Below are 26,785 nucleotides of genomic sequence, written 5' to 3' on the forward strand. Positions count from 1 at the left end.
GAGCTTTTGCGGCGAGCGCTGGCTACGGCATCCACCGCGGCCGCCCCGGCCGGCGCTCGAGCGGGGCGGCCGCGGCTGCCTGTCACGTCACTTGGTGAGCGTGCAGGCGGCCAGGGAGTCCAGGCCGGTGGGCTTGGTGGAGGTGCGGCCGATGGAGATGGCGATGCGGTCGATGGTGGAGATCCGCTTGTCCTTGAGGGGGCCGAGGATGGCGTTGTTGACGAAGTTGGGTCCGCCTTGGCCCACGGTGTTCTTGAGGCGGGTGTTGGCTTCCTGGATCTGGGTGTTGAGCAGGGTGAGGTTGCGGGTGACCTCGGCCTGCGCGGAGGCCGGGATCGCGGGCAGCTTCGACGCCACGTCGGGGCAGGTGATGGTGCCGACGGCGCTCGCCGCGGTCGAGCCGCTGCCGGTGTTGCTGCCCGTGTTGCTACCCGCCTGCTGGGTGGCCGTCGCGCTGGGCGTCGCCGTGGCTGTGGCCGTGCTGGTGCCCGTGCTGCCGCTGCCGGCAGCGGTGCCGCCGGAGTTGAGCGTGCAGGCGGCCAGGGAGTCCAGGCCGGTGGGCTTGGTGGAGGTGCGGCCGATGGAGATGGCGATGCGGTCGATGGTGGAGATCCGCTTGTCCTTGAGGGGGCCGAGGATGGCGTTGTTGACGAAGTTGGGTCCGCCTTGGCCGACGGTGTTCTTCAGGCGGGTGTTGGCTTCCTGGATCTGGGTGTTGAGCAGGGTGAGGTTGCGGGTGACCTCGGCCTGCGCGGAGGCCGGGATCGCGGGCAGCTTCGACGCCACATCGGGGCAGGTGATCGTGCCGGGGTCCGCCAGGGTGCGGGCGTTCCGGGCGGCGGCACCGGTCTTGGACGACTCCCCGGCGAGGGCGGAACCGGCGATCACCGCGCCGGAGAGCACCACGGCGGCGGCGCCGCCGATCATCACGACGCGACGCTTGTTGTACTTCGGAAGTGCCCTGGACATGCGGAAGCCTCACTAGGGTCAGGGGTGATCGACAGAACCGGCGCCGTGGTTCGGTGGGGAGTACGGGAAAGCGGTTGCAGTTGTTCAAGGACGTTTCAGATTGGTTGTGTGCACGACGAGACGGCGGCCCGGTGACACCCGACGGGCCTCTCGAATTGACGAATCATGCAGACCTCTGCATACTCATGCAGGTCAATCCCGGTTTAGTGCAGTGCGGCACCGGACAGGTGCGGACAGGGTGAGGAGCGGCACAGGTGAGCAGCAACAGCGGTGGTGACGTACGGCTCTGGGGCGGCCGTTTCGCCGACGGTCCCGCCGAGGCCCTGGCCAAGCTGTCCGCGTCCGTCCACTTCGACTGGCGTCTCGCGCCCTACGACATCGCCGGCTCGCGCGCCCACGCCCGGGTGCTGCACAAGGCGGGACTGCTCACCGAGGACGAGCTGACCCGGATGCTCGGCGGGCTCGACCGGCTGGAGGCCGACGTCGCCTCCGGCGCGTTCACCGGCACCATCGCCGACGAGGACGTGCACACCGCCCTCGAACGCGGCGTCCTGGAACTCCTCGGCCCCGACCTCGGCGGCAAGCTGCGCGCGGGCCGTTCCCGCAACGACCAGATCGCCACCCTCTTCCGGATGTATCTGCGCGACCACGCCCGGATCGTCGGCGGTCTGATCGCCGAGCTCCAAGACGCGCTGATCGGCCTCGCCGAGGCCCACCCGGACGTCGCCATGCCGGGCCGCACCCACCTCCAGCACGCCCAGCCGGTGCTCTTCGCCCACCATGTGCTGGCCCACGCCCAGGCCCTGTCCCGGGACGCCGAGCGGCTGCGCCAGTGGGACGAGCGGACCGCGGTCTCCCCGTACGGCTCCGGCGCCCTGGCCGGTTCCTCCCTGGGCCTGGACCCAGAGGCGGTCGCCGCGGACCTCGGCTTCGAGCGCGGCAGCGTCGGCAACTCCATCGACGGCACGGCCTCGCGCGACTTCGTCGCCGAGTTCGCCTTCATCACGGCGATGATCGGCGTCGACCTCTCACGGATCGCCGAGGAGATCATCATCTGGAACACGAAGGAGTTCTCCTTCGTGACCCTGCACGACGCGTTCTCCACCGGCTCGTCGATCATGCCGCAGAAGAAGAACCCGGACATCGCCGAGCTGGCGCGCGGCAAGTCCGGCCGCCTCATCGGCAATCTGACCGGTCTGATGGCCACGCTGAAGGCCCTGCCGCTCGCCTACAACCGCGACCTCCAGGAGGACAAGGAGCCGGTCTTCGACTCCTGCGACCAGCTGGAGGTCCTGCTCCCCGCCTTCACCGGCATGATCGCCACGCTCACCGTGCACCGCGAGCGCATGGAGCAACTGGCCCCGGCCGGTTTCTCCCTCGCCACCGACATCGCCGAGTGGCTGGTCAAGCAGGGCGTGCCGTTCCGTGTCGCGCACGAGGTCGCGGGCGAGTGCGTGAAGGCCGCCGAGGCCGAGGGGAAGGAGCTCGACGAACTCACCGACGAGCAGTTCGCCAAGATCAGCGTCCATCTCACCCCCGAGGTGCGCTCTGTCCTGAACGTCCCCGGTGCCCTCGCCTCCCGCTCCGCCCGCGGTGGTACGGCGCCCAGCGCGGTCGCCGTCCAGCTCACCGAGATCAAGGCGGACGTGGCCGCCCAGCACGACTGGGCCGGCGCCCGCAAGTGACGCGTACGGCCTGAGAAGCGGCCGACCGGGGCGGTGACGGCATCCGTACGGCACCGCCCCTGGCCGTCGGGCCCTGAGCACGGGTTACGTTGGTGGCGAAGCCGTACCGGAGCAGAACGAACGGAGCCCCGTGATGCCCCTCGTCCGTCTGGCCTCAGTGACGACCGCCACCGGCCATATCGGCCTCGGTCTCGCCGCCGTCGGCCGTCCCGGCTACATCAACCTCGGCCGGGACCGGGACCTGCCGCCCGACCGCAGCGTCGGCGCCCTGCGCGAGCGCACCCACGATCTCCTCGACGCCGCCTATGCCCAGGGCGTGCGCTACTTCGACGTCGCCCGCTCCTACGGCCGCTCCGAGGAGTTCCTCGCCGACTGGCTGCACACCCGCCCCGAGGCCGACGACGTCGTCATCGGAAGCAAGTGGGGCTACACCTACACCGCGGGCTGGTCCGCCGACGCCGAGACACACGAGGTCAAGGACCACAGCCTCGCCACCTACGAGCGCCAGCGCGCCGAGACCGACGCCCTGCTCGGCGCCCGCCTCGACCTCTACCAGATCCACTCCCTGACCCCCGACAGCCCCGCCCTCACCGACAAGGAGCTGCACGCCAGGCTGGCGGAGGCCGCCGAACAGGGCGTCACCGTCGGCTTCTCCACCAGCGGCCCCGCCCAGGCCGACACCATCCGCAGCGCCCTGGAGCTGACCGTCGACGGCCGCCCTCTCTTCGGCACCGTCCAGTGCACCTACAACCTCCTGGAGACCTCGGCCGGGCCTGCCCTCGCCGAGGCCCATGAGGCCGGGCTCACCGTGATCGTCAAGGAGGGCATGGCCAACGGCCGCCTCGCCGAGCCCAGCGCCCCGGAGATCCTGAAGACCGTGGCGTCGGAGACCTCCATGGGCTGCGACGCCGTGGCCCTCGCCGTGATCATGCGCCGCCCCTGGGCCGGTGTCGTCCTCTCTGGCGCCGCGACCACCAACCAGCTCGGCTCCAACCTCCACGCCGCCGCCGTCGACCTCGACCAGGGCCAGCTCGCCCGCCTGGCCACGCTGGAGGAGGACCCGGGGGAGTACTGGGACCAGCGCGGACAGCTGCCGTGGCACTAGAGCACGGAGAGCAGTAGAGCACCAGGGCACTGGACGAACACCACCAGCCGTGAGACACAGACGCCTAGGATGAGACAATCATGTCTCATATGGGTTATGGTCGTCTCATGGCCGTCGACCGTGACCATGTGCTGCGCACCGCCGCAGCCCTCCTGACCCGCAAAGCGACCTCCACCATGGACGAGGTCGCCAAGGCGGCCGGCATCAGCCGTGCCACGCTGCACCGTCACTTCGCCGGGCGGGACGCCCTGGTACGGGCGCTGGAGTCGCTCGGCATCGAGGAGTGCGAGCGAGTGCTGGACGCGGCCCGCCTCGACGAGGGCCCGGCCCCCGACGCCGTACGGCGGCTGGTCGCCGGGATCGAACCGGCGGCCGGACTCCTCGCCTTCCTCTACACCGAGAACCAATTGTTCGAGGGCGAGGAGCAGAACGCGGGCTGGACCAGGATCGACGACCGTATCGCCGCGCTGTTCCGGCGCGGCCAGGCCGACGGCGCCTTCCGGATCGACCTGACCCCCGCATGGCTCACCGAGGCCCTGTACGGCCTGCTCGCCTCCGGCGCCTGGGCCGTGGCCGAGGGGCGCGTGGCCCGCAACGACTTCACGCGCATGATCACCGAGCTGCTCCTGGGCGGCGCACTGCGCACCCGTCCGGCGCACTGAGACGCACCCACCGAGACGCACTGAACTGAGAGGAATCATGACCAGCACCCTGCGGCCGGCGGACACGACAGGGACGGCACCGCGTCCGGGCCGCTGGCTCGCGCTGTCCGTCCTCGTCCTCGCCGTGCTGCTGGTGGCGGTCGACGCGACCGTCCTCGGTCTCGCGACCCCGTACATCAGCGAGGACTTGAAGCCCTCCGGCACCCAACTCCTGTGGATCGGCGACGTCTACTCCTTCGTCATCGCCGGTCTGCTCGTCTCCATGGGCAGCCTCGGCGACCGCATCGGCCGCAAGCGGATCCTGCTCGGCGGCGCCACGGCGTTCGGCGCGATATCCGTGCTCGACGCGTATGCGACGAGCCCGGAGACGATGATCCTGGCGCGGGCGCTGCTCGGTGTCGCGGGCGCGACCCTGATGCCCGCCACCCTCGCCCTGATCCGCAATCTCTTCCACGACCCGCACGAACGCAGCCTCGCGATCGGCATCTGGGGCGCCACGGCATCCGCGGGCACCGCGATCGGCCCCATCGCGGGAGGCTTCCTGCTCGAACACTTCTGGTGGGGCTCGGTCTTCCTGATCAACCTGCCCGTGATGGTGGTCCTGGTCCTGGTCGGCATCCGCACCCTGCCCGAGTCCCGCGACCCGCGCCCCGGCCCGTGGGACATGATCAGCGTCGTACTGTCGCTGGTCGGGGTGATCGGCGTGGTCTACGCGGTCAAGGAGGCCGCGGCACACGGCGTCACCTGGCCCACCGCGGCCGTCGGCACCCTGGGCGCGGCGGCGCTCTACGGCTTCGTACGCCGCCAACTCACGCTTCCCGCACCGCTGCTGGACATACGGCTGTTCAGGAACCGCGGTTTCAGCGCCGCCGTGCTGGCCGACCTGCTGACCGTGCTCGGTATGTCGGGGCTGGTGTTTTTCCTGTCGCAGTATCTGCAACTCGTCCAGGACAGGCCCCCGTTCGAGGCGGGGCTGGCCGAACTGCCCGCGGCGGCGGGTGCGGTGGCGGCGGGCCTGGTCGCGGGGCGTGCGGCACGGCGCTTCTCGGTACGGGCCGTGGTGTCCGGCGGCCTCGCGGCGGTCGGCCTCGCCCTGGCCGCCCTGGCGACGATCGACCGCTCCACCGGCTACCCGGTGCTGGGCGCCGCGCTCCTGGTCGTCGGCATCGGCGCGGGCTTCTCCTTCACGGTGACCTCGGACGTCATCCTGTCCAGCGTGCCCAAGGAACAGGCGGGCGCGGCATCGGCGGTCTCCGAGACGGCCTACGAACTCGGCGCCGCCCTGGGCATCGCCCTGCTCGGCACGATCGTGACCAGCGTCTACCGCACCTTCCCGGCCCCACCGACCGCACCGCCGGCGGCCCGCGAGTCCCTGGGCGCGGCAACGCAGGCAGCCCGGTCCCTCCCCGCCGACACGGCAGCCCAACTCCTCACCGCGGCCCGCCAGTCCTTCACAGAGGGCCTGACCCTGGCCTCAGCAGCAGGAGCAGCAGTACTCCTGGTAACAGCAGCAACAGCCTGGCGCTTGCTCAAGAACCAGCACCTGGAGGACCTGGAGGAACCGGAGACCCCTGAAGGCCTCCGGTAACGGGAAAGCTCCGGGCAAGCATCCCAACCTCAGGGGCGCGGGGCTGTATCGATATGCGGCTCCGCCGCGTGGCGCGAGCAACCACGACGCACCCGCACTCGAAAGATCACCGCACCCGGCAGAACCCGCGAAACAGGCTCACGCCGCTTTCGCCTTGGTGGCATAGACATCCACATACTCCTGCCCAGACAACCGCATGACCTCAGTCATCACCGAGTCCGTGACGGCCCGCAGCACATACCGATCCCGATCCATCCCCTCGTACCGCGAGAACTCCATCGCCTCCCCGAACCGCACCCGCACCCGCACCCGGCTGAACCGAGGCATACCGGAACCCCCCGGCTGGATCTTGTCCGTGCCGATCATGGCGAAAGGCACGACAGGCGCCCCCGTCATCATCGTCAGCCGAGCGATACCCGTGCGCCCCCGGTACAGGCGCCCGTCGGGCGACCGAGTGCCCTCGGGGTAGATCCCGAAGACCTTGCCCTCCTCCAGCACCCGCCGCCCGGTCATCAGCGCGGCGACCCCGCCCTTGCCGCCGTCGCGGTCGACGGGGATCATGCCGACGCCGGTGAAGAACCAGGCCATCAGCCGGCCCTTGACGCCCTTGCCGGTGACGTACTCGTCCTTGCCGATGAAGAACACCTGACGGTCACAGACCAGCGGAAGGATCATCGAGTCGATGAAGGTGAGGTGGTTGCCGGCCAGGATGACGGGTCCTTCGGCGGGGATGTGCTCCACACCCTCCACCTGAGGGCGGAACATCAGGCGCATGATCGGTCCGAGCACTGCCTTGATGAGCCTGAAGCGGGACAACATGCCCTCCGGTGTCCTATGAAGCCGAGGCGAATCGTATGAGTCTGTGCAGGTGAGGACGATACTGCGGCTTCAGTCCTTGCGCACATCGGCTGCACGGGGTTCACCGAGGTCTTACGGACTGTTGACACTCGTCTTGCTGCGATGACGCACCGAAACCGCACCGTGACCCACCGGTGACGATGTGACACATGTCGCGCCCCGCACCCCCGCATCCGCCCCACGCACCCGCTGTCCTCCGCTGTACTCCCCGAGTTGGGCCCGTGCTCTCCCGCCCGTCATGCCCACCCCCCTACGATCGCCCCGCACCGACGGCGCCCCGCAGGACGGGGGCGCCGGCCCCAGACGCCCGGCGGACGGCAGGAGAGCACGCATGGACACGCAGCAGCCGGACAACACGCACGCCGAGCACGATCCGGGTGACGCGAACGAGCCGTACGGACCGGTGAACGGCACCGGCCGCCGTTCCCTGCTCGGCGCCGCGGTGCTCGGCGCGGGCGGCGCGGTCCTCGGGCTCGCCGGCACCGCGAGAGCCGGCGAGGCCAAGCCGGCGGGTCACGGCCGCGGTCTCAAGAGCCTCCCCGTGCCGACGATCATCGGTCACCGCGGCGCCAGCGGCTACCGCCCCGAGCACACCTTCGGCTCGTACAACCTGGCCCTCGACCTGGGCGCCGACGTCGTCGAGGCCGGTGATCTCGTCCCGACCAAGGACGGCCATCTGGTCTGCCGTCACGAGCCGGAGATCGGCGGCACCACGGACGTCGCCGACCACCCCGAGTTCGCCGCCCGGAAGACCACCAAGGTCCTGGACGGCGTTCCCGCGACCGGCTGGTTCACCGAGGACTTCACGCTCGCCGAACTGAAGACGCTGCGCGCCGTCGAGCGCATCCCGGCCAACCGGCCGCACAACACCCTGTACAGCGGCCGCTGGGAGATCCCCACCTTCGAGGAGGTGCTGCGCTGGCAGGACGAGCAGACCCGCAGGCGCGGCAGGCAGGTGTGGATCTACCCCGAGACCAAGCACCCCACGTACTTCCGCAAGCTTGGCCTGGGGCTCGAGGAGCGGGTCGCCAAGCTGCTGCACAAGTACGGCAAGGACAGGTGGAACTCGCCGGTGATCCTCCAGTCCTTCGAACCGAGCAGCATCCAGCGTCTCGACACCCTTGTCGGCAACCCCCTCGTGGTCCTGCTGTCCGCCGCGAGCAGCCGCCCCTGGGACTTCGTGGAGGCGGGCGACGCGCGCACCGTCGCCGACCTGATCACGCCCAAGGGCCTCAGGGAGATCGCCGGTTACGCGCAGGGCATCGGCCCGACCCTGGACCTGGTCATCCCGAAGAACGCCGACGGCACCCTGGCCGCGCCCACCACGCTGGTCGCCGACGCCCACAAGGTGGGCCTGGTGCTGCACCCGTACACCATGCGCAACGAGAACCCCTTCCTGCCCGCGGAGTTCCGCCGGGGCACGGCCGCGGACGCGTACGGCGACCCGTTCGGCGCGTTCAGGGCGTACTTCGCGACCGGGATCGACGGCGTCTTCACCGACAACGCGGACACCGGAGTGCTTGCCCGCGCGGACTTCCTCGGCGGCTGAGCCGTTCGCTCCCGTACACAGCACAACTCCTCGTCCCGCGCGAGATGGCACACCCGTCGGCTATGTCACACGCATGTTCACGGGTGGAATGTGTGAGATGTCCGTGAGGCCCGACAGGTCCGCTGTCGGCGGCGGTTGCCGGGCCTCCACCCCGGGGATAGGAGTGTTTGAACAAGCTGATCAGGTGAACGGGAGGCGTGCGCGCATGGGCATGAGCGTGACCATCTCGGGGGCGACCGAGCGAGACGCGGAGCAGATCTTCAGGCTCCAGTACCTGTGCTTCCAGAGCGAGGCGGCACTGTACGGCAACTACCACATGTACCCCCTCGTGCAGAGCCTCGACTCCGTCCGTCACGAGCTCGCGGAAGACTGCGTCATCGTGGCGCGGCTCGGCGACGAAGTGGTCGGCTCGGTGCACGGCTCGGTGACGGAGGACGGCGCCGCCGTCATCAACAAACTCTGTGTCCACCCCCGACTCCAGGGCCACGGCATGGGCGCCCGCCTGCTGCACGCGGCCGAGGTGGCGCTGGCGGCGGATCACGGCGCGAAGCGGTTCCGGCTGGAGGCCGGTCACCGCAGCGAGGGCAATCTGCGGCTGTACCGCAGCGTCGGCTACGAGCGCGTGGGCACCGCCAAGGGCCACGACGGCGTACCGATGATCGTCCTGGAGAAACCGGCCGAGACGTACGCCGCCACCGCCTGACCCCCGTCGCTCGACCCCGCCGCTACGGCGCCCAGGGCCTGTCGTTTGGATCAGGCCGCAGACGCGGGGTCTGGCACGCACGTCTGCGGCGTTGTCGTCGGTCGCCGACGCTCCGCGTCGACTCCCTCCTCCGCCTTGCAGCCGCACGCACCAGACCCCGCTGCCCGGTGCTGGACAGGCACCGTCGGTATCCCGCGACCTGATCCAAACGACAGGCCCTAGGTGCGGGACCTCCGCAGCCAGTACAGCGCCGAGACCGGGAGCAGCACCGGGATGAAGACGTACCCCGCGCCGTAGAAGGACCACACGGTCGAGTCCGGGAACGCCGAGGGCTCGACCAGGGTCCACGTTCCGACGACCAGCACGCCCGCGAGTTCGGCGGCGCAGCACAACTGCGCCGCCCTGCGGGCCGTCTCGCCGCCGCGGACCAGCGAGTACGTGATGAAGCCGTAGACCACGCCCGCGACCGCGGAGAGCGTGTAGGCGAGCGGGGCCCTGGAGAAGTCGGTGGCGATCTGGAACACCGAGCGCGACACCGCGCCGACCACCATCACGCCGTAGAGCCAGACCAGCAGCATGCCCGGCCCGCTGATCAAGCGGGTCCTCGTCGGCTTGTCCTGCTTGTCCTGAGTGGCGGTCAACTCACCCTCCCCAGATGTCGTAGAGCCGTACCTCCAGCACGGCCAGGACCACGCCCCCGGCGGCGACCGTCACCGAGCCCCAGCGGGTGCGCTCCGCCAGCGACATGAATCCCGCGGCCGGCACGCACGCGAACGCCCCCAGCAGATACGCCACGAAGATCGTCGTGCCCTGTTCCGGTTTCTCGCCCTGCGCCAGCAGCACGATCCCGGTCACCAACTGGACCAGCGCCAGCACCGAGACCACGGCCATGCCGATGAAGTGCCAGTCCTTCGTCGGCTGGTCGCGATGGGCCGCCCAGCCGCACCACGCGGCGAGCAGCAGCGCGGCGACACCGGTGACCAGCGTCAGGGCATTGAGCATGGGGCGACTTTATTACGGGCTGTGTGCCGTCCTCGCGGCGGGTCACGGGCGGTGTGCCGTGTCTGAGGCCGGTCACGGGCGGTGTGCTGCGGGCCGCCGCGGGCCTGCGTGCCGTTCCCGTGCGTGGTGTTGACCACAGCGGGGGCACAGGGCGGAGGGCCACAGAGCCGGGGCGGGAGGGCCGTTCGGGCCCGTCAGCACTGGTCAAGGGCGGGTACGGCGGGTGCCCCGCGCGCATCCGGCGGCCGTCCATGGCTGTCCGGAATGTGGACAGTGGCGGATTCCCGGCACCGTATGTCTGCTTTACTGATCGCATGACCACGACGAGCTGCCGCAGCACTGCGACCGAGGCGACCATGACGCCCGGTGCTCGTTGTATGTGTCGAATGTGCGCCTTCTAGAGGGCCCCCGCACCGCCTCTGAGTCTCGCGCCCCGAAGCGAGCCCGCCCCGGTACGTCCTGACACGGCCCCGCCGCGTCCGTGACCGCTGCCGCACCGGCGCACACGTTCTCCCCGACGCCATCGCCCACGGCGAGCGACGTGCCGCGCCCCGAAGCCTGCAGCCGTGCGCCCGGGCACACCCGCGCCAGCGCACTCGACAGTGACGGAAACCCACGTGATCACCACAACGGGCCTCACCAAGGTCTACCGCTCCCGCGGCCGGGAGGTCACCGCCCTCGACGGCGTCGACCTGCACGTCCGTGAAGGCGAGGTGTACGGCGTCATCGGCCAGTCCGGCGCCGGGAAGTCCTCGCTCATCCGCTGCGTCAACCTGCTGGAACGTCCCACCGCCGGGACGGTGACCGTCGACGGACGCGACCTCACCGCCCTCGCCGGGCGCGGGCCGCGCGCCGGAAAGGAGCTGCGGCGGGCGCGCAGCCGGATCGGCATGGTCTTCCAGCACTTCAACCTGCTGTCCACCCGCACCGTGCAGGACAACGTCGAACTGCCGCTGGAGATCCTCGGCACCTCCGGCAAGGAGCGCTCTCGCAAGGCGCTCGAACTGCTCGACCTGGTCGGACTCGCCGACAAGGCCAGGGCGTACCCCGCCCAGTTGTCCGGCGGCCAGAAGCAGCGCGTCGGCATCGCCCGCGCCCTGGCCGGCGACCCGAAGGTGCTGCTCTCCGACGAGGCGACCAGCGCCCTCGACCCGGAGACCACCCGCTCCATCCTCCAGCTGCTGCGCGACCTCAACCGGCAACTCGGCCTGACCGTCCTGCTCATCACCCACGAGATGGACGTGGTCAAGACCGTGTGCGACTCGGCCGCCCTCATGGAGGACGGACACATCGTCGAGTCCGGCACCGTCAGCGAACTCCTCGCCACCCCCGGCTCCCAACTGGCCGCAGCCCTCTTCCCGGTGCGCGGCACGGGCACCGGGGACGAGCACACCGTCGTCGACGTCACCTTCCACGGCGAGGCCGCCACCCGGCCCGTCATCTCCCGCCTGTCGCGCACCTACAACATCGACATCTCGATCCTCGGCGCCGCCATCGACACCGTCGGCGGCCTCCAGATCGGCCGGATGCGCATCGAACTGCCCGGCCGCTACGAGGACAACGTGGTGCCCATCGGGTTCCTGCGCGAGCAGGGCCTCCAGATCGATGTCGTCGACGGTGCGGCCCAGGCGCCCGCGCCGGTGAAGGAAGAGGCCAAGTGATGGGGACCGACTGGTCGGAGATGCAGCCCCTGCTGTCGCAGGCGTGTTGGGACACCCTCTACATGGTGGGCTGGTCCACCCTCATCGCGGTCGTCTGCGGACTCCCGCTCGGCATCCTGCTGGTCCTCACCGACCGCGGCGGACTGCTCCAGAACGTCCTGGCGAACAAGGTGATCGGGCAGATCGTGAACATCGCCCGCTCCATGCCGTTCATCATCCTGATGGTCGCGCTGATGTCCTTCACCCGCTGGGTCACCGGCACGACCATCGGCCGCGAGGCCGCCATCGTGCCGCTCGCCATCGGGGCCATCCCCTTCTTCGCGCGCCTGGTCGAGACGGCTGTCCGCGAAGTGGACGGCGGGCTCGTCGAGGCCGTGCAGGCGATGGGCGGCAACACCTGGACGGTGGTGCGCAAGGTCCTCGTCCCCGAGGCCCTGCCCTCCCTCATCTCCAGCACCACGACCACCATCGTCGCGCTGATCGGCTACTCCGCCATGGCCGGCACCGTCGGCGCGGGCGGACTCGGCGACATCGCCATCCGCTACGGCTACCAGCGCTTCGAGACCCAGCTGATGTGGATCACGGTGGGGATCCTCGCCGTCGTCATCTCAGTCATCCAGTTCGCCGGCGACTTCGCCGCCCGTTCCCTGCACCGCCGAGGCGGCCACTCCGGCCCGGCGCCGAAGCTCCGCCTGCTGAAGGCGAAGGAGCCAGCGGCCGCCGACGTCACCGAGGTCGCCTGACCTCCACCCCCGAAATGTCCCCGTACACCCATCACGGGGTCGCACCACCCTTAAGGAAAGGCACTTTTCGTGCGTAACACCGCCAAGATCACCACCGCCGTCCTCGCCGCCGGAGCCCTCACCTTCGGGCTCACCGCCTGCGGCTCGGGCAAGGACTCCTCCGGCTCCTCCGACTACAGCGGCCCGCTCGTCGTCGCCGCCAGCCCCACCCCGCACGCCGAGATCCTGAACTACATCAAGAAGAATCTCGCGGCGAAGGCCGGCCTCGACCTGGAGGTCAAGGAGTTCCAGGACTACATCGTGCCCAACACGGCGACCGAGGACGGCTCGGTGGATGCCAACTACTTCCAGAACAAGCCGTACCTCGACGACTTCAACAAGAAGCGCGGCACCCACATCGTGCCCGTGGTCACGGTGCATCTGGAGCCGCTCGGCCTCTACTCCCACAAGGTCAAGAGCGCCGACGCGCTGAAGAGCGGTGCGACCGTCGCGGTCCCCAACGACGCCGTCAACGAGGCCCGCGCCCTGAAGCTGCTCGCCGACAACGGGCTCATCACCCTCAAGTCCGGCGCCGGCAACGAGGCGACCCCCCAGGACATCGCCAAGAACCCCAAGGGCCTGAAGTTCAAGGAGGTCGAGGCGGCCCAGACCGCGCGCTCCCTGGACGACGTGGACGCCGCCGTCATCAACGGCAACTACGCCATCTCCGCGGGCCTCAAGCCCGCCAAGGACGCCCTTGTCCTGGAGTCCGCCAAGAACAACCCCTACGGCAACTTCCTCGCCGTCAAGAAGGGCAACGAGAAGGACCCGCGGGTGAAGAAGCTCGCTAAGCTCCTCACCTCGCCCGAGGTCAAGAAGTTCATCGAGGACAAGTACCAGGGCTCGGTCATCGCGTCCTTCTGACGGCCGCGCACCGTCCGGCATCCTCGCGCAGTCCGGCGTCCGCGTGCCGCCCGGCACCCGCTCGCCGTCCGGGCACCTGCGTCCGGCCACGCACGGGGTCCGCTCATTCACCTTGAGTGGACCCCGTCGTGCCGTTCAGTGGTTTCATGCTGCATGCTGGGCAGTTCGCAAGCCCCCCAGGATTTCCGAAGGTTACGGAGCGGCGCATGACGAGCACCTTCCCCGACATCTCCATCAGCACGGAGCGGTTGGTGCTGCGTCCCCTCGACGAGGACGACGTGCGCGCGCTGTCCGAGATGATGAACGACGAGCAGGTCGGCGCCTGGACCGACCTGCCCCAGCCGTTCTCCGAGGACCAGGCCCGCGCCTGGATCACCGAACAGGCCCCCGCCGAACGCACCGCGGGACACGGACTCGACCTCGCCGTCGCCGAGTTCCTCACCCAGCGCCTCGTCGGGGTCGTCCGGCTCACCAGAACCAACTGGCGGGTCCTCGCGACCGAACTGACGTGCATCGTCGCCCCCTGGGCGCGCGGCGAGGGCTACGCCTCCGAGGCCGCCCTCGCCACCGCCCAGTGGCTGTTCGGCGCCCAGCGTTTCGAACGCGTCGAACTGCGCACCGCCGCCGACAACGCCGCCGCCCAGCAGGTCGCCCAGAAGATCGGCTGCGTCAGCGAGGGCGTTCTCCGCAACGCCTGCATAGCCCATGTCCGAGCCGACGACGGCACCTGGTCCGACGTCCGCACCGACTTCATCGTCTGGAGCCTGCTCCCCGAGGACCTCGAAGGCGTGGAGCAACTCACCGACACCGGCGGATTCGTCTCGTACGCCGACTGGAACTGAACGCCCGGCGCGCGACCGGCGCCGCCGCATCCGCCCCCGCCGACCAGGTACGCTCACCAAGCCCGCCTCTCCGGCACCATCCGCCGGACAGCCCCGAGTCGCGGGCCGCCCCCGAGACCCGCGCGAAACCTGGAGACTGACGACGATGGCCGACCGGGTCACGGTGATCGGCTGGGACGGCTCACCGCTGAACGGGGCGGCACGCGCCGCCCTCGGCGCCGCCACCCTGGTTGCGGGCGCCCCCCACCATCTGGCGCTCCCCGAGGTGCCGCACACGGCCGAGCGCATCCGGCTGGGCAGCCTCGCCCTCGCCGCCCGCGCCCTCGCGGGCCACCGCGGCACCGCGGTCGTCCTCGCGGACGGCGACCCCGGCTTCTTCGGCGTCGTACGGACCCTGCGCGCACCCGAGTTCGGCCTGGAGGTCGAGGTCGTCCCCGCCGTCTCCTCCGTCGCCGCCGCCTTCGCCCGCGCCGGGATGCCCTGGGACGACGCCCAGGTGGTCGTCGCCCACCGGCGCACCCTGCGCCGCGCGGTCAATGTGTGCCGCGCCCACCCCAAGGTCGCCGTCCTCACCTCGCCCGGCGCCGGACCCGCCGAACTCGGGCTGCTCCTCGACGGGGTGCACCGCACCTTCGTCATCTGCGAGGAACTCGGCACGGAGCGTGAGCAGGTCACCGTCGTCACCTCCGACAAGGCCCCCGACCACAGCTGGCGGGACCCCAACGTCGTCATCGTCGTCGGCGGCACCGGGGGCGGCCCGGCCGCCGCGGGCGAGGGCGGCTGGATCAACGGGCGCGACCCGGGCGCCGGACCGCGCGGCTGGACCCAGCCCGCCGAGGCCTACGGCGGCACGCTCGGCGAGGGCGAGACGGAACCGCTGCGCGCCGCCCAACTCGCCCGGCTCGGCCCGCGCGTCGGGGACCTCGTCTGGGACATCGGCTGCGGCAGCGGCGCCTTCGCCACCGAGGCCGCGCGCGGCGGCGCCGCCGTCATCGCCGTCGACCGGGACGCGGAGGCCTGCGCCCGCACCGAGGCGGCGGCCCGCCGCTTCGGCGTCCAGCTCCAGGTGGTGCGCGGCACCGCGCCGCACGTCCTGGAGAACCTGCCCGAACCGGACGTCGTCCGGGTCGGCGGCGGGGGAGCGGCCGTGGTGGCCGCCGTGGCCGACCGCCGCCCGCAGCGCGTCGTCGCCCACGCCGCCACCCGCGACGAGGCCGAGCTCCTCGGCCGTGACCTGACCGAGCGCGGCTACCGGGTCGAGTGCTCGCTCCTCCAGTCCGTGGCACTCGACACCCGCGCCTGGACGGAGAAGGAACGGAGCGTCGCCTTCCTGCTGAGCGGCGAACTGGGACGGCGCGAACCGCCGCGATGAGCGCGCCGTCCGGTTGCCGGATGCTTCTTCCGGATTGCGCCCCCGTGATCCTGTTGTCGTACTGCGCGCGGTAGGCTGGCCGATCGTTGCACCGCTCGTGTGGCCCGGAACTTCGTTCGTCAATGTCCGGAAAACACGCTCCTTTTGGGGTCGGCAGTGGTACGGCGGAAACCGGAGGACACGCGACGTGGCGGGTCCGCGGCGGGCTGTGGCGCAGTCCACAACGGGCTGTCGCGGATCGAGGTGTCACGACGGCCGGCACGCCACGACAATGCCTCCGAATGGCTTTGTCGCCTTTTGGGGGCGGGTTGTTCGTGCCGCTGGGCACGCCCGCTCGTTCTTCTCCACGGGGCGGTCGGTGCGCCGTTCCCGGTAGCAGGTCGTTGGAGCACTAAACCGATGGGCGAGGGGTACGCATGACGGACACCGGCCAGGTCCCGGGCGACGGGCAGCCGGAGAGCGCAGGCATGGTGGAACAGCCGGGCGTCCCCGCGCACGCTGCGTACACCTACCTCTCCGAGACCACCGCCGAGGACGAAGAGCTGCTGCTGCCGGGTGCCCAGGGCGCATGGGGCAACGAGGTGGCGCCGCCCGCCCCGGAACCGGTCGTGGAGACCGTCCTGGAGCCGGGCGCGCACGAGACCGGCGGCCGTGACACCGGCTTCGTCGACGTCAGCGCCGTCCGCACGCCCACCCCGGCGCACGGTATGCCCGTCCCGCCCGTCACCCCGCGCCGCCCGCTGCATCTGGGCCCGCCGATGCCCAGCACCTCCGCCAGCCCGGTCCGCTCCCTCGCCGACCGCGGCCCGGCGGGGGCACCGGCGCGCCACCGGGCGCCCGGACCGGGGCCCGCGCAGGCGGGCCCGGAGTACCTGGACGCCGCACATCCGGGGGCGTCCCAGGGCGGGCCGCAGGGTGCGGTGCCATGGGGCGCTCCGGCGGCGGGCACCCACGCGGCTCATGCGGCACCCGGGCAGACGCCTGCCGGGGCACAGGCGACGCCCAGCGTCTCCGCGGTGCCGGTGGTCCCGTCGGTTCCGTCGGCCGCGGCGGCCGCTGCGGCGGTGTCGGCGGCTTCGGTTGCTTCGATCGCTTCGGCTCCGGAGGGGCCTGCCGTGGCGGGCGCCCCGGTTTCCGGGGTGGCGCAGGCCGAGGCTGCGGGGCCGGTCGAGGCGGCTGTGGGTCCTGTGGGTCCTGTGGGTCCTGTGGGCCCGGTCGAGGTTGTGGGTGCGGTTGAGGCCGCGGCTCCGGTTGAGGCTGTGGCTCCGGTTGAGGCTGTGGGGGTGGCCGAGGCGGCTGTGGCTCCGGTTGAAGTCGTGGGTCAGGTCGAGGTCGTGGCTCAGGTTGATTCAGTGGCCCCGGTGGTCGAGGCCGTGGTGCAGGCGGAGCCCGGGGGGCAGACCGGGGAAGCGGTCGCGCCGGGTGCCGAGCCGGTGGCCGAGACCGTGCATGGTGTGCCTGCCGAGCCCGGTGCGCCCGTCGAGCTCGGTGCGCCCGTCGAGCCCGCGGCACCGGGTGCCGCCGAGGCCACGATGGCTCGCCTTGTGACCGAGGCGGCGGGTGCCGTGGGTGCGCCGGTCGCCCAGGTCCAGGACCCCGGTACGGCTGCGCAGGGTGCGCAGGGCATTCCGGCCGCTGCTCCGGTTCCGGCCCGGCCGGAGGGGGGCTACGGCGTTCCCGGCGCCCCTGTGGCCGACGTCGCGTACGGCGGTGGTGCGGAGGCCGCGCCGGGCGCGGTGAGCGGGCCCGCGCCGGTGCCGGTGCAGTCCGGTGACACGGGGACGGGAGCCGTTGCGGTGCCTCCGGGGGCGGTGCCGGTGGGGCCGGACGGTGTGGTGGGCGCCGAGTTCGGTGCCGGTGACACGCTAGGGGGCGTTCCGGTCGCGCCGGTGGCCGAGGGCGCGGAGAGCGGGCAGGTCCAGGAGGCCGCCGCCGTGCAGCAGCAGGCCGTGTCGCCCGTTCCGGCGGCCGAGGTGACGTACCTCTACGAGACCGCGCTGCCCGTCGACCCCGGCCAGGCCCCCGAGGCGGCGCCGGTGGCCCCGGAGGCCGTGCAGGAGCCGGTGGCGGAAGCCCCGGCGGCCCCCCAGTTCGCGCCGCCCGTCGAGGCGGCCCAGGCGCCGGAGGCGTACGCCCCTGTGGCCCCGGAGGCGGCCCCCGTCGCGCCGGAGCAGCAGCTCGCGCCCGCCGCCGAGGAGACGCCCGTACCCGAACTCGTACCGGACCCGCAGCCCCCGGCCGAGGACCCGGCCGTACAGGCGACCGCCCCCGACCCGCAGCCCGCACCAGCCCCCGAGCAGGAGCCCGCCGCCCCCGTCGTGGACGACCCCCAGACCCTGCCCGCTGCCGCTGCCGCTGCCGCTGCCGCCCCCGACCCAGCCGACCCGTCGACCGGACAGGGCCCGGAGCAGGTTGCGCCCCCCGCCGAGGCCCCGCTCCCTGGTGGTGTCCCCCTGCAGCCCCAGCCGGGCCAGCCGCTGGGCGAGTTCGTGCCGGTCGAGGGCACCGTGCCGACGACCCCGCACCTCGCCCCCACCCCGCCGCAGCCGATCATTCTGCCCGCGGACGAGGAGCGGACGCCGGAACCGGCCGCCACCGTACCGGCCCCGCGCACCGCGGAGCCCGACACCGACCCGGCGGGCGGGCACGAGGACGTCATCGACATCCCGGCCCCCGCGCAGGAGCAGCCGCAGGAGGCACCGCAGGCGGAGCCCCACCAGCCTCATGAGGCCCACGAGGCCCAGGAGGAGGTCCAGGGCGAACCCGAGGTGGAGGCGGAACCCGTGCCGGAGGCAGAAGCGCTGCGCCCGGTCGGACCGGCCGCGCCCGCCTACGACGAGGCCGAGCGCGAGGCCGTGCTGAAGGTCATGCGGGAGCGCCGCGACATCCGCAACGGCTTCCGCAGCGACCCGATCCCGCACGAGGTGCTGCTGCGCGTGCTGGAGGCGGCCCACACGGCGCCCTCGGTCGGCCACTCGCAGCCGTGGGACTTCGTGGTCATCCGGTCCGCCGAGACCCGCCGCACCATGCACGAACTGGCGATGCGCCAGCGTGACGCGTACGCGAAATCACTGCCGAAGGGCAGAGCGAAGCAGTTCAAGGAACTGAAGATCGAGGCCATCCTCGACACCCCGGTGAACATCGTCGTCACCGCCGACCCGACCCGCGGCGGCCGCCACACCCTGGGCCGCCACACCCAGCCGCAGATGGCGCCGTACTCCGCCGCACTGGCGGTGGAGAACCTGTGGCTCGCCGCCCGCGCCGAGGGCCTCGGGGTCGGCTGGGTCAGCTTCTTCGACGAGCGGGAGATGGTCCGCGCCCTCGGACTGCCCGAGCATCTGGAGGCCATCGCCTACCTCTGCGTGGGCTACGTCGACGAGTTCCCGGACGAGCCCGAGCTGATGCAGACGGGCTGGTCGAAGCGCCGTCCGCTGTCCTGGGTGGTGCACGAGGAGACGTACGGCCGCCGGGCGCTGCCCGGTGAGGAGCCGCACGATCTGCTCGCCGAGACGGTCGCCGGGATCCGTCCGCTGGACGCCAAGGCGCTCGGCGAGGCGTGGGAGCGGCAGAAGCGCATGACCAAGCCGGCCGGGGCGCTGGGGATGCTGGAGATCATCTCCGCCCAGCTCGCGGGTCTGTCCCGGCAGTGCCCGCCGCCGATCCCGGAGCCCGCGGCTGTCGCGATCTTCGCGGGTGACCACGGGGTGCACGCCCAGGGCGTCACGTCCTGGCCGCAGGAGGTCACCGCACAGATGGTGGCCAACTTCCTCGGCGGGGGAGCAGTCTGCAACGCCTTCGCGAGCCAGGTGGGCGCGGAGGTGTGCGTCATCGACGTCGGTGTGGCCGCCGATCTGCCCGCGACACCAGGGCTGCTGCCCCGGAAGGTGCGGGCGGGGACGTCGGACATGACGACCGGCCCGGCGATGACGCGCGAGGAGGCCAAGCTGGCCATCGAGGTCGGCATCGAGACCGCGCGGGACCTGGTGGCGGCGGGCAACAAGACGCTGCTCACCGGTGAGATGGGCATCGCCAACACCACGGCGTCCGCCGCGCTGATCGCGGTCTACACGGGTGCCGACGCCGCCGAGGTCACCGGCCGGGGCACCGGCATCAACGACGAGACGCTGGCCCGCAAGACAGAGGTCGTCCGGCGTGCCGTCGAACTGCACCAGCCGGACCCGGCGGACCCCATCGGCGTCCTCGCGGCGGTGGGCGGCTTCGAGCACGCGGCGATGGTCGGCCTGCTGCTCGGCGGCGCCTCCCTGCGTACGCCGGTGATCCTGGACGGCGTCAGCGCGGGTGCCGCGGCGCTCGTCGCCCGCGCGATCGCCCCGGAGGTCCTGGCGGCCTGCATCGCGGGCCACCGCAGCGCCGAACCGGGCCACGTGGCCGCCCTCAACAAACTGGGCCTGCGCCCCCTGGTCGACCTCGACCTCCGCCTCGGCGAGGGCACCGGCGCCCTCCTGGCCCTCCCCCTGGTCCAGAGCACAGCCCGAGCGATGCACGAGGTGGCCACGTTCGACTCGGCGGGCGTGACGGAGAAGTAGCCCCGGCCGGTGGTGGGGGCTGGGCGGGGCGGGGGCGGCCCGACGGGTTTGTTCGCCCCCGCCGCCCTTTCCCGTTTCCACTCCTGGGGGCTCCGCCCCCAGCCCCCCGCCCGGCCCTGAACGGGCCTGGTCCTCAATCGCCGGCCAGGCTGGGACAGACACCGCCCACCCGGCCTGCACGTGCTCCGGCCCGCCGATCAACGGGCTCGCACCAACCCCCTGAGGGGCGCGGGGCTGTGTCGATGTGCGGCTCCGCCGCGTGGGCGCGACAAGCCACGACGGCGCCGCACCCAGCCCGCCAGTGCTCCGGCCCGCCGATCACTGGGGCTCGCCCAACCCCCCTGAGGGGCGCGGGGAACTGCGCGAGAAACCACGACGGCGCCGCACCCGTACACCCCCAAAACGGCGGCCAGCCGTACCGCACACGCCAGACCCCCACCGCCCCAAGTAAAATCCGCACGTCAGAGCTGGCTCGCCGAAAACCCTGCCAAACCGCAAGGGCAACGCACCCGCCGAAAAGAGGAGCCGCACCTCCATGGCCGAACACCCCGCCTACCCCGTGGGCCTCCGTCTCTCCGGTCGCCGGGTGGTGGTCGTCGGAGGGGGACAGGTCGCCCAGCGACGCCTGCCGGCACTCGTCGCGGCAGGCGCCGACGTGCGCCTTGTCTCCCCGGAGGCGACACCGTCCGTGGAGGCGATGGGGGACGCCGGTGAGATCGCCTGGGAGAAACGTCCCTACGCCGACGGCGACCTGGCAGACGCCTGGTACGCGCTGATCGCCACCTCCGACCCCGCCGTCAACGCCGCCGCCTCCGCCGAGGCCGAGCGGCACCGCGTGTGGTGCGTCCGGGCCGACGACGCCGACGCGGCCACCGCGTGGACCCCGGCCACCGGACACAGCGCGGGCGTCACCGTCGCCGTGCTCACCACCGACGCGAGCGGTCGCGACCCCCGGCACACCGCAGCCGTACGGGACGCGGTCGTCGAGGGACTGCGGGACGGCACCCTCGTCGCGCCCCACCACCGCACCCGCACAACCGGAGTCGCCCTGGTCGGCGGCGGTCCCGGTGACCCTGACCTGATCACGGTCCGGGGCCGCCGGCTGCTCGCCGAAGCCGACGTCGTCATCGCCGACCGCCTCGGCCCGCGCGACCTGCTCGCCGAACTGCCGCCGCATGTCCAGGTGATCGACGCGGCGAAGATCCCGTTCGGTCGCTTCATGGCCCAGGAGGCCATCAACAACGCCCTGATCGAGCACGCCAAGCAGGGCAAGTCGGTGGTGCGCCTGAAGGGCGGCGACCCATATGTCTTCGGGCGCGGTATGGAGGAGGTGCTGGCGCTCGCCGAGGCCGGCATCCCGTGCACGGTCGTTCCCGGCATCTCCAGCTCGATCTCGGTGCCCGGCGCGGCCGGGATACCCGTCACCCACCGGGGTGTCGCCCATGAGTTCACCGTGGTCAGCGGCCATGTCGCCCCCGACGACGAGCGCTCCCTGGTGGACTGGGAATCCCTCGCCAAGCTGACCGGCACCCTCGTGATCCTCATGGGCGTCGACAAGATCGGCAAGATCGCCGAAACGCTCGTCGCGCACGGCAAGTCCCCCGACACCGCTGTCGCGCTGGTCCAGGAGGGCACCACGGCCGCGCAGCGCCGGGTCGACGCGACCCTCGCCACGGTCGCCCGGGCCGTCGTCACCGAGGATGTACGGCCCCCGGCGGTCATCGTCGTCGGCCAGGTCGTCGCCGTGGGCCCGCCGCCGGTGGCGTAACCGCCGGTAACACAATCCGTTCCCAGCCGTTGGCACCGTACTCAGTTCAAGGCAGTATCACCCTGTGGCCGATCTCATCACCGTCGAGAACCCGAACGACCCGCGTCTCACCGACTACACGGGCCTGACCGACGTAGAGCTGCGACGCAAGCGCGAGCCCGCCGAGGGCCTGTTCATCGCCGAGGGCGAGAAGGTCATCAGACGGGCCAAGGAAGCCGGTTACGAGATGCGCTCGATGCTGCTCTCGGCCAAGTGGATCGACGTCATGCGCGACGTCATCGACGAACTCCCCGCCCCGGTCTACGCGGTGAGCCCCGAGCTTGCCGAGCAGGTCACCGGCTACCACGTGCACCGTGGCGCCCTCGCCTCGATGCAGCGCAAGCCCCTCCCGACGGCGGCCGAGCTGCTTGCGCCGCCTGCGCGTCCGCAGAAGGGTGCAGGCCAGCGCGTTGCCATCTTCGAGGACATAGTCGATCACGCGAATCTGGGGGCTGCCTTCCGCAACGCGGCCGCACTGGGCGTGGACGCCGTCTTCCTCACGCCGCGCTGCGCCGACCCCCTGTACCGGCGGGCCGTGAAGGTGTCGATGGGCGCTGTCTTCCACGTCCCCTGGACCCGGCTGACCTCTTGGCCGAAGGATGTCGAGATCTTCCGCGAGCACGGCTTCGTGACCGCTGCACTGTGCCTCAACGAGAAGTCGATCACGATCGACGAACTGGCCGCCCGCCGCTACGAGAAGCTGGTCCTGATGCTCGGCACCGAAGGTGACGGACTGTCGGTCGACGCCCTGCGCGCGGCTGATGAATGGGTCCGGATCCCGATGTCCGCAGGGGTGGACTCCCTCAACGTCGCCGCGGCCTCAGCCGTGGCCTTCTACGCGACGAGGCCGCAGTAGCCCCGTCGACAGCAGCCCCGTCGACAGTGGTCCCGTCGACGGGTCGCTTCCACCACTGGCCGTCCTGCACGACGGCATCCGCTCACGGCGCGGTCAGCGCCTCCGTCGGCGAGAGCCGCGATGCCTGGACGGCCGGATAGAGCCCGGCGACCGCGCCGATCAGGAGGGTCGAGACGAGACCGCCGGCCATCGCCCAGGCCGGGACCGTGGTCGGCCAGGACCGGGCGGCGGCGTATCCCGCGGTCACCCCGATGCCGAGCACTACGCCGCCCACCCCGCCCAGCGTGGACAGCAGCAGAGACTCGGCGAGGAACTGCAGCCGGATCTGGCCGCGGCTCGCGCCGAGCGAGCGGCGCAGGCCGATCTCCGGGCGGCGTTCCAGCACGGAGATGACCATGGTGTTCGCCACCCCGATGCCGCCGACGAGCAGGGCGACGGCGCCGAGCCCGAGGAGCAGGGCGCCCAGCGTCCGGTCGGTGGCGCGCTGCGCGGCGAGCGCGTCCGAGGGCCGGGAGACGCGCACCTCGTTGGGTGCCTCGGGGTTGGTGGTGGCGGCGAGCACGGAGCGTACGGCCTCCACGGACGACTCGGCGGACCGGACGTAGACGAAGGTCGGGTGCCCGTCGAACCCCAGATAGCGCTGAGCGGCCGGCCAGCCGACCAGCGCCGCCGTGTCCAACTCCTTGGCCAGCGGTACGGGATCGAGGATCCCGGCGACGCCGAACCACTCGCCGCCCAGCCAGATCCGCACCCCCGGCGTGCGCACGTCCAGCCGCCGTGCGGCCTTCGCTCCGAGGACGACCGCCGGATAGCGGGCGGTCGCGTCGTTCAGCCAGGTGCCGGCGGTGACCTGGCCGCCGAGGGTGCGCAGCAGGCCGGAGCGCGTCGCCAGGACCTCGATGCTGCCGGTCTGGCCGCTGGGGACATGGTCGTTGCGGTACACATGCGCGTCGATCATGCCGACCTCGGAGACGGAACGGACCGGGGCGATCCGGTCGATCATCCGGACCGACGCCTTGGGCAGCCGGGCGTCGGCGCCGTACATGGTGGTGCCGGGGCTGACGGTGAGCAGGTTGGTGCCCAGCCGGTTCAGGGCGCGGTCGAGGTCGGCACGGCTGGAGGCTGAGATGCCGACGACCGCGAGCATGGCCGCGATCCCGATCGCGATGCCGACGGCGGAGAGGAAGACCCGCAGCGGCCGGGCGCGCAGACCGGAAGCGCCGATCCGGGCGACGTCGGCGGGGCGCAGCCGGGCGTGGGACGGTGGGGTGAGTGCTTGTCGCCCTTGCGGTCTGCGAGGTGTGCTCATCATGACGCGCCGCCTTTCGCGCCGGGCGCGGGTGCCGCCGCGCCGTCCGTCAGCAGGCCGTCGCGTACCTGCACCTGACGGGGCAGAGCCGCGGCGATCTCCCGGTCGTGGGTGATGATGACGACCGTCGTACCGCCCGCTCGCAGGTCCCGCAGCACGTCCATCAACCCGGCGCCGGTTGCGGTGTCCAGGTTGCCGGTGGGCTCGTCGGCCAGCAGCAGGGCGGGTTCGCCGACGACCGCGCGGGCGATCGCCACCCGCTGCCGCTCGCCGCCGGACAACTGGTGCGGCAGATGGCCGAGCCGGTGGCCGAGGCCCACCCGGGTCAGTGCGGCCTCGGCGGCTGCGCGGCGCTCGCGCAGCGTCACACCGGCGTAGAGGAGCCCGTCCGCGACATTGTCCAGGACCGGAACCCCCACCGCGAGGTGGAACTGCTGGAAGACGAAGCCGATCCGCTCGGCCCGCAGCGCCGATAACTGACGGTCCGTCAGGCACGATACATCGTGCCCGTCGATACGCACCGTGCCGGACGAGGGCTGATCGAGAGTGCCGATGATGTGCAGCATCGTGGACTTGCCGGAGCCGGACGGGCCGACGATGCCGAGCAGTTCGCCGTAACCGATGTCGAGGTCGACGCCGCGCAGTGCGGTGACGCCGCCGGGGTAGGTCTTGGACACGCCGCGCAGTTCGGCCACATTCGCCACGGTGTCCGCCGTGGGGCTCGTCACGGAACTCATTCCGGCATCCCCACGGTCGCACCGGCGCTGATCCCCGGGCCGCGTACCTCGACCAGGCCCTCGGCGAAGAGCCCGGTCCGAACGGGCACGATGCGCGTACGAGGTCCGGTGCCGGCACCGGAGTTCTCGACGACCTCAAGGCCGTAGCCGCCCTCCGCGAGCGCGAGCAGCGCCACCACCGGGACGGCCAGGACGTTCTCGCGCCGTTCGGCCGTATACCGGATGTCGACCGTTCCCGGGTCCGTCCCACTCAGCGCGTTCTGCTTGGCGATGGTGATGGTGACCGTGACGGTGTCGTCCCGGGATCCGGACCCGCTCCCGCTTCCGCTTCCACTTCCGGACCCGGACCCGGACCCGCTCCCGGACCCTGACCCGCCGTCCGAGCCCTGCCCGCCCGACGTCCCGCCCGAAGATCCCCCCGATCCCCCCGAATCCCCCGATCCCTCCGTCTGCCCATCACCCACTGCCGCCACCGTCCCCTCCAGCGACGCACCGCTCGGCAGTTTGACCTGCACCTTCGTCCCTCTGACTGCCCAGCCGGCGTCGGTGGTCTGGACGTCGGCCGTAACGACCTTGGTGGTGCTGGTGCAGGTGAGCACCTGGGCGCCCGCCGACGCGCCGAGGCGGACAGAATGCTGCGCGACACGCACCTGGCCAGGACCGTAGATCACCTGGTCCACGCCGACCGAACCGGTTCTGGGCAGCCCCAGGTCGCGCTGCCAGCGCTTCACCGCGGCGGCGGTGAACTTGGTGAACTCCTCGTCCACGGTGAAGCCGGTGTAGCCGAGCGCCCGCAGATTGCTCTCGAACTGGAGCACGTCCGCGCCCTTGGCGCCCTTTGCGAGCGCGCGGTACATCGGCAGCGCTCCGTAGAGCAGCAGCACCGGTCTGTCGTCGGCGCGCAGCAGCGTACCGCCGCGCCCGACGAGGCTTCCGACCGGCGGCAGCCAGGTCACCGTGCCCGTCGCCCTAGAGACGATGGGGGCGGCGGCGCCGTAGTCCAGCCGACCGGACAGGCTCGTCTCGTCGGTGAGGGTGCGACGTACGACGTGGGCGGTGGCGGCGGGCATGTCGCGGGGTGGAGCGGCACCGGGCTTCCCGCCGCCGAAACCGAGGGCCGCCGTCGTGACCGTCGCGACGGCCACCACCACCGTCCCGCCGACCAGGATTCGCGTACGAGGGTTGCGCCGTCCGACTGCCGTCATCCGCCGTTCACCGACCCACCGCCGGTCCGCGGCAGGAGGTTGCGGCAGGCTTCGAGTGCCTTGCGCGCCTTCGGGTCGGTCTTGATCCGCTTGGCGAGGGCGGTGCTCAGCTCGGACTCGCCGGTCTGCGGGTTCGGGTCCGGGTAGGCCGACAGGCCGTGTTCGCGGACACAGGCCGCGTACCGGCCGCGTTTGTCGATGTCCTCGGGCGACAGCATGGGCGGCGCGGAGGCGGCGGGCTGCAGCGTGCGGCACTTCTCGGTCGCCGACTTGATCTTCTCGATCGAGGTCTTCTCCTTGTCGACCTCGGCCGTGCCCTGGGACGTCTCCCTCATCACCACGCCCTGGCCGCGTAGGCACGCGGCGTACTTCTGGGCCTGGTCGTCGTCGCTCTGCGAGCGGCCGGCACCGTCCGACTTCTTGGCGGTGGCCACCCGGGGCCCGTCGTCGGACCCGCTGCAGCCGACGACCCCGAGGAAGAGGGCGAGCAGCGGTGCGGCGGTGAGTGATCCCGCGTGGCGCACGCGGTTCATGCTGTGTCCGGTCATATCAGATGTCCCCCGTGTTTTCGGTACTTGCGGTACTTGCGGTAGAGAGGACATCTGACGGCCTGTAAATCCACTGTCAGGACTGGTGCTTATGGGCGTCTTATACATGCTCGGCCAATATTGCCCGGGACTGA

Annotated in this window: 22 protein-coding genes; 14 read left to right on the forward strand and 8 right to left on the reverse strand. The window is 71.6% G+C overall.

Annotation, left to right across the window (positions count from 1 at the left end; translation table 11 throughout):
* Nucleotides 1–87 precede the first annotated feature (87 nt).
* A complete protein-coding gene (locus ACSYGN_RS33290; protein WP_460402263.1) occupies nt 88–969 on the reverse strand; it encodes a hypothetical protein in 882 nt (293 codons plus the stop codon).
* A gap of 254 nt (nt 970–1,223) precedes the next feature.
* Between ACSYGN_RS33290 and argH the strand changes: the two genes are divergently transcribed.
* The 4 genes from argH (at nt 1,224) to ACSYGN_RS33310 (ending at nt 6,009) form a co-directional block, all read left to right on the forward strand.
* Nucleotides 1,224–2,654: an argininosuccinate lyase gene (gene argH / locus ACSYGN_RS33295; RefSeq protein ID WP_460402265.1), complete on the forward strand. Its 1,431-nt coding sequence runs from the start codon at nt 1,224–1,226 to the stop codon at nt 2,652–2,654.
* 133 nt (nt 2,655–2,787) lie between these two features.
* Entirely contained in the window at nt 2,788–3,759 is a 972-nt protein-coding gene (locus ACSYGN_RS33300; RefSeq protein WP_460402267.1) for an aldo/keto reductase, read from the forward strand.
* 107 nt (nt 3,760–3,866) lie between these two features.
* Nucleotides 3,867–4,421, forward strand: a complete 555-nt coding sequence (locus ACSYGN_RS33305) for a TetR/AcrR family transcriptional regulator (RefSeq protein WP_460402269.1) — start codon at nt 3,867–3,869, stop codon at nt 4,419–4,421.
* Between the two features lie 37 nt (nt 4,422–4,458).
* The gene (locus tag ACSYGN_RS33310; protein WP_460402271.1) at nt 4,459–6,009 is read left to right on the forward strand and encodes an MFS transporter; all 1,551 of its coding nucleotides are present in this window, start codon (nt 4,459–4,461) and stop codon (nt 6,007–6,009) included.
* 138 nt (nt 6,010–6,147) lie between these two features.
* Here the strand turns inward: ACSYGN_RS33310 and ACSYGN_RS33315 are convergent, their stop codons facing one another.
* A complete protein-coding gene (locus ACSYGN_RS33315; RefSeq protein WP_460403891.1) occupies nt 6,148–6,825 on the reverse strand; it encodes a lysophospholipid acyltransferase family protein in 678 nt (225 codons plus the stop codon).
* Nucleotides 6,826–7,198: 373 nt separating this feature from the next.
* Between ACSYGN_RS33315 and ACSYGN_RS33320 the strand changes: the two genes are divergently transcribed.
* Both ACSYGN_RS33320 and ACSYGN_RS33325 read left to right on the forward strand, forming a co-directional pair.
* The gene (locus tag ACSYGN_RS33320; RefSeq protein ID WP_460402273.1) at nt 7,199–8,416 is read left to right on the forward strand and encodes a glycerophosphodiester phosphodiesterase; all 1,218 of its coding nucleotides are present in this window, start codon (nt 7,199–7,201) and stop codon (nt 8,414–8,416) included.
* A 205-nt stretch (nt 8,417–8,621) separates the two neighbouring features.
* Entirely contained in the window at nt 8,622–9,119 is a 498-nt protein-coding gene (locus ACSYGN_RS33325) for a GNAT family N-acetyltransferase (RefSeq protein ID WP_460402275.1), read from the forward strand.
* Between the two features lie 218 nt (nt 9,120–9,337).
* Here ACSYGN_RS33325 and ACSYGN_RS33330 read toward each other — a convergent pair whose 3' ends face one another.
* Nucleotides 9,338–9,697 (reverse strand): hypothetical protein, encoded by a 360-nt coding sequence (locus ACSYGN_RS33330; RefSeq protein WP_460403893.1) that lies wholly within the window; start codon nt 9,695–9,697, stop codon nt 9,338–9,340.
* Nucleotides 9,698–9,761: 64 nt separating this feature from the next.
* Complete coding sequence (locus ACSYGN_RS33335; RefSeq protein WP_460402277.1) at nt 9,762–10,121, reverse strand: hypothetical protein; 360 nt, start codon at nt 10,119–10,121, stop codon at nt 9,762–9,764.
* Between the two features lie 617 nt (nt 10,122–10,738).
* Between ACSYGN_RS33335 and ACSYGN_RS33340 the strand changes: the two genes are divergently transcribed.
* The 8 genes from ACSYGN_RS33340 (at nt 10,739) to ACSYGN_RS33375 (ending at nt 22,852) form a co-directional block, all read left to right on the forward strand.
* Nucleotides 10,739–11,782: a methionine ABC transporter ATP-binding protein gene (locus tag ACSYGN_RS33340; protein ID WP_460402279.1), complete on the forward strand. Its 1,044-nt coding sequence runs from the start codon at nt 10,739–10,741 to the stop codon at nt 11,780–11,782.
* Complete coding sequence (locus ACSYGN_RS33345) at nt 11,782–12,525, forward strand: methionine ABC transporter permease (RefSeq protein ID WP_460402281.1); 744 nt, start codon at nt 11,782–11,784, stop codon at nt 12,523–12,525. Before ACSYGN_RS33340 ends, ACSYGN_RS33345 begins: the two co-directional genes overlap by 1 nt.
* Nucleotides 12,526–12,594: 69 nt before the next feature.
* On the forward strand, nt 12,595–13,428 hold the full coding sequence (locus ACSYGN_RS33350) for a MetQ/NlpA family ABC transporter substrate-binding protein (RefSeq protein WP_460402283.1): 834 nt from the start codon (nt 12,595–12,597) through the stop codon (nt 13,426–13,428).
* Nucleotides 13,429–13,634: 206 nt separating this feature from the next.
* Nucleotides 13,635–14,270, forward strand: coding sequence for a GNAT family N-acetyltransferase (locus ACSYGN_RS33355; RefSeq protein ID WP_460402285.1), 636 nt, complete (start codon nt 13,635–13,637; stop codon nt 14,268–14,270).
* A gap of 145 nt (nt 14,271–14,415) precedes the next feature.
* Nucleotides 14,416–15,642 carry a precorrin-6y C5,15-methyltransferase (decarboxylating) subunit CbiE gene (cbiE, locus tag ACSYGN_RS33360; RefSeq protein ID WP_460402287.1) on the forward strand — a complete coding sequence of 409 codons (1,227 nt, stop codon included), beginning with the start codon at nt 14,416–14,418 and terminating at the stop codon, nt 15,640–15,642.
* A gap of 416 nt (nt 15,643–16,058) precedes the next feature.
* Nucleotides 16,059–20,189 carry a nicotinate-nucleotide--dimethylbenzimidazole phosphoribosyltransferase gene (gene cobT / locus ACSYGN_RS33365; protein WP_460402289.1) on the forward strand — a complete coding sequence of 1,377 codons (4,131 nt, stop codon included), beginning with the start codon at nt 16,059–16,061 and terminating at the stop codon, nt 20,187–20,189.
* 535 nt (nt 20,190–20,724) lie between these two features.
* Nucleotides 20,725–21,957 carry a uroporphyrinogen-III C-methyltransferase gene (gene cobA / locus ACSYGN_RS33370; protein WP_460402291.1) on the forward strand — a complete coding sequence of 411 codons (1,233 nt, stop codon included), beginning with the start codon at nt 20,725–20,727 and terminating at the stop codon, nt 21,955–21,957.
* A gap of 64 nt (nt 21,958–22,021) precedes the next feature.
* Complete coding sequence (locus tag ACSYGN_RS33375) at nt 22,022–22,852, forward strand: TrmH family RNA methyltransferase (RefSeq protein ID WP_460402293.1); 831 nt, start codon at nt 22,022–22,024, stop codon at nt 22,850–22,852.
* Nucleotides 22,853–22,934: 82 nt separating this feature from the next.
* Here the strand turns inward: ACSYGN_RS33375 and ACSYGN_RS33380 are convergent, their stop codons facing one another.
* Genes ACSYGN_RS33380 through ACSYGN_RS33395 form a run of 4 tightly spaced genes read right to left on the reverse strand, consistent with a single transcriptional unit; the run spans nt 22,935 to nt 26,651 of the window.
* Nucleotides 22,935–24,164: an ABC transporter permease gene (locus ACSYGN_RS33380; protein ID WP_460402295.1), complete on the reverse strand. Its 1,230-nt coding sequence runs from the start codon at nt 24,162–24,164 to the stop codon at nt 22,935–22,937.
* Nucleotides 24,161–24,898, reverse strand: a complete 738-nt coding sequence (locus ACSYGN_RS33385) for an ABC transporter ATP-binding protein (RefSeq protein WP_460402297.1) — start codon at nt 24,896–24,898, stop codon at nt 24,161–24,163. The genes ACSYGN_RS33380 and ACSYGN_RS33385 overlap by 4 nt, the downstream gene beginning before the upstream one ends.
* Nucleotides 24,895–26,103 (reverse strand): peptidoglycan-binding protein, encoded by a 1,209-nt coding sequence (locus ACSYGN_RS33390; RefSeq protein WP_460402299.1) that lies wholly within the window; start codon nt 26,101–26,103, stop codon nt 24,895–24,897. Before ACSYGN_RS33390 ends, ACSYGN_RS33385 begins: the two co-directional genes overlap by 4 nt.
* On the reverse strand, nt 26,100–26,651 hold the full coding sequence (locus ACSYGN_RS33395) for a hypothetical protein (protein ID WP_460402301.1): 552 nt from the start codon (nt 26,649–26,651) through the stop codon (nt 26,100–26,102). The genes ACSYGN_RS33390 and ACSYGN_RS33395 overlap by 4 nt, the downstream gene beginning before the upstream one ends.
* Nucleotides 26,652–26,785: the final 134 nt, after the last annotated feature.

The sequence above is a fragment of the Streptomyces sp. YIM S03343 genome (genome assembly GCF_054729195.1).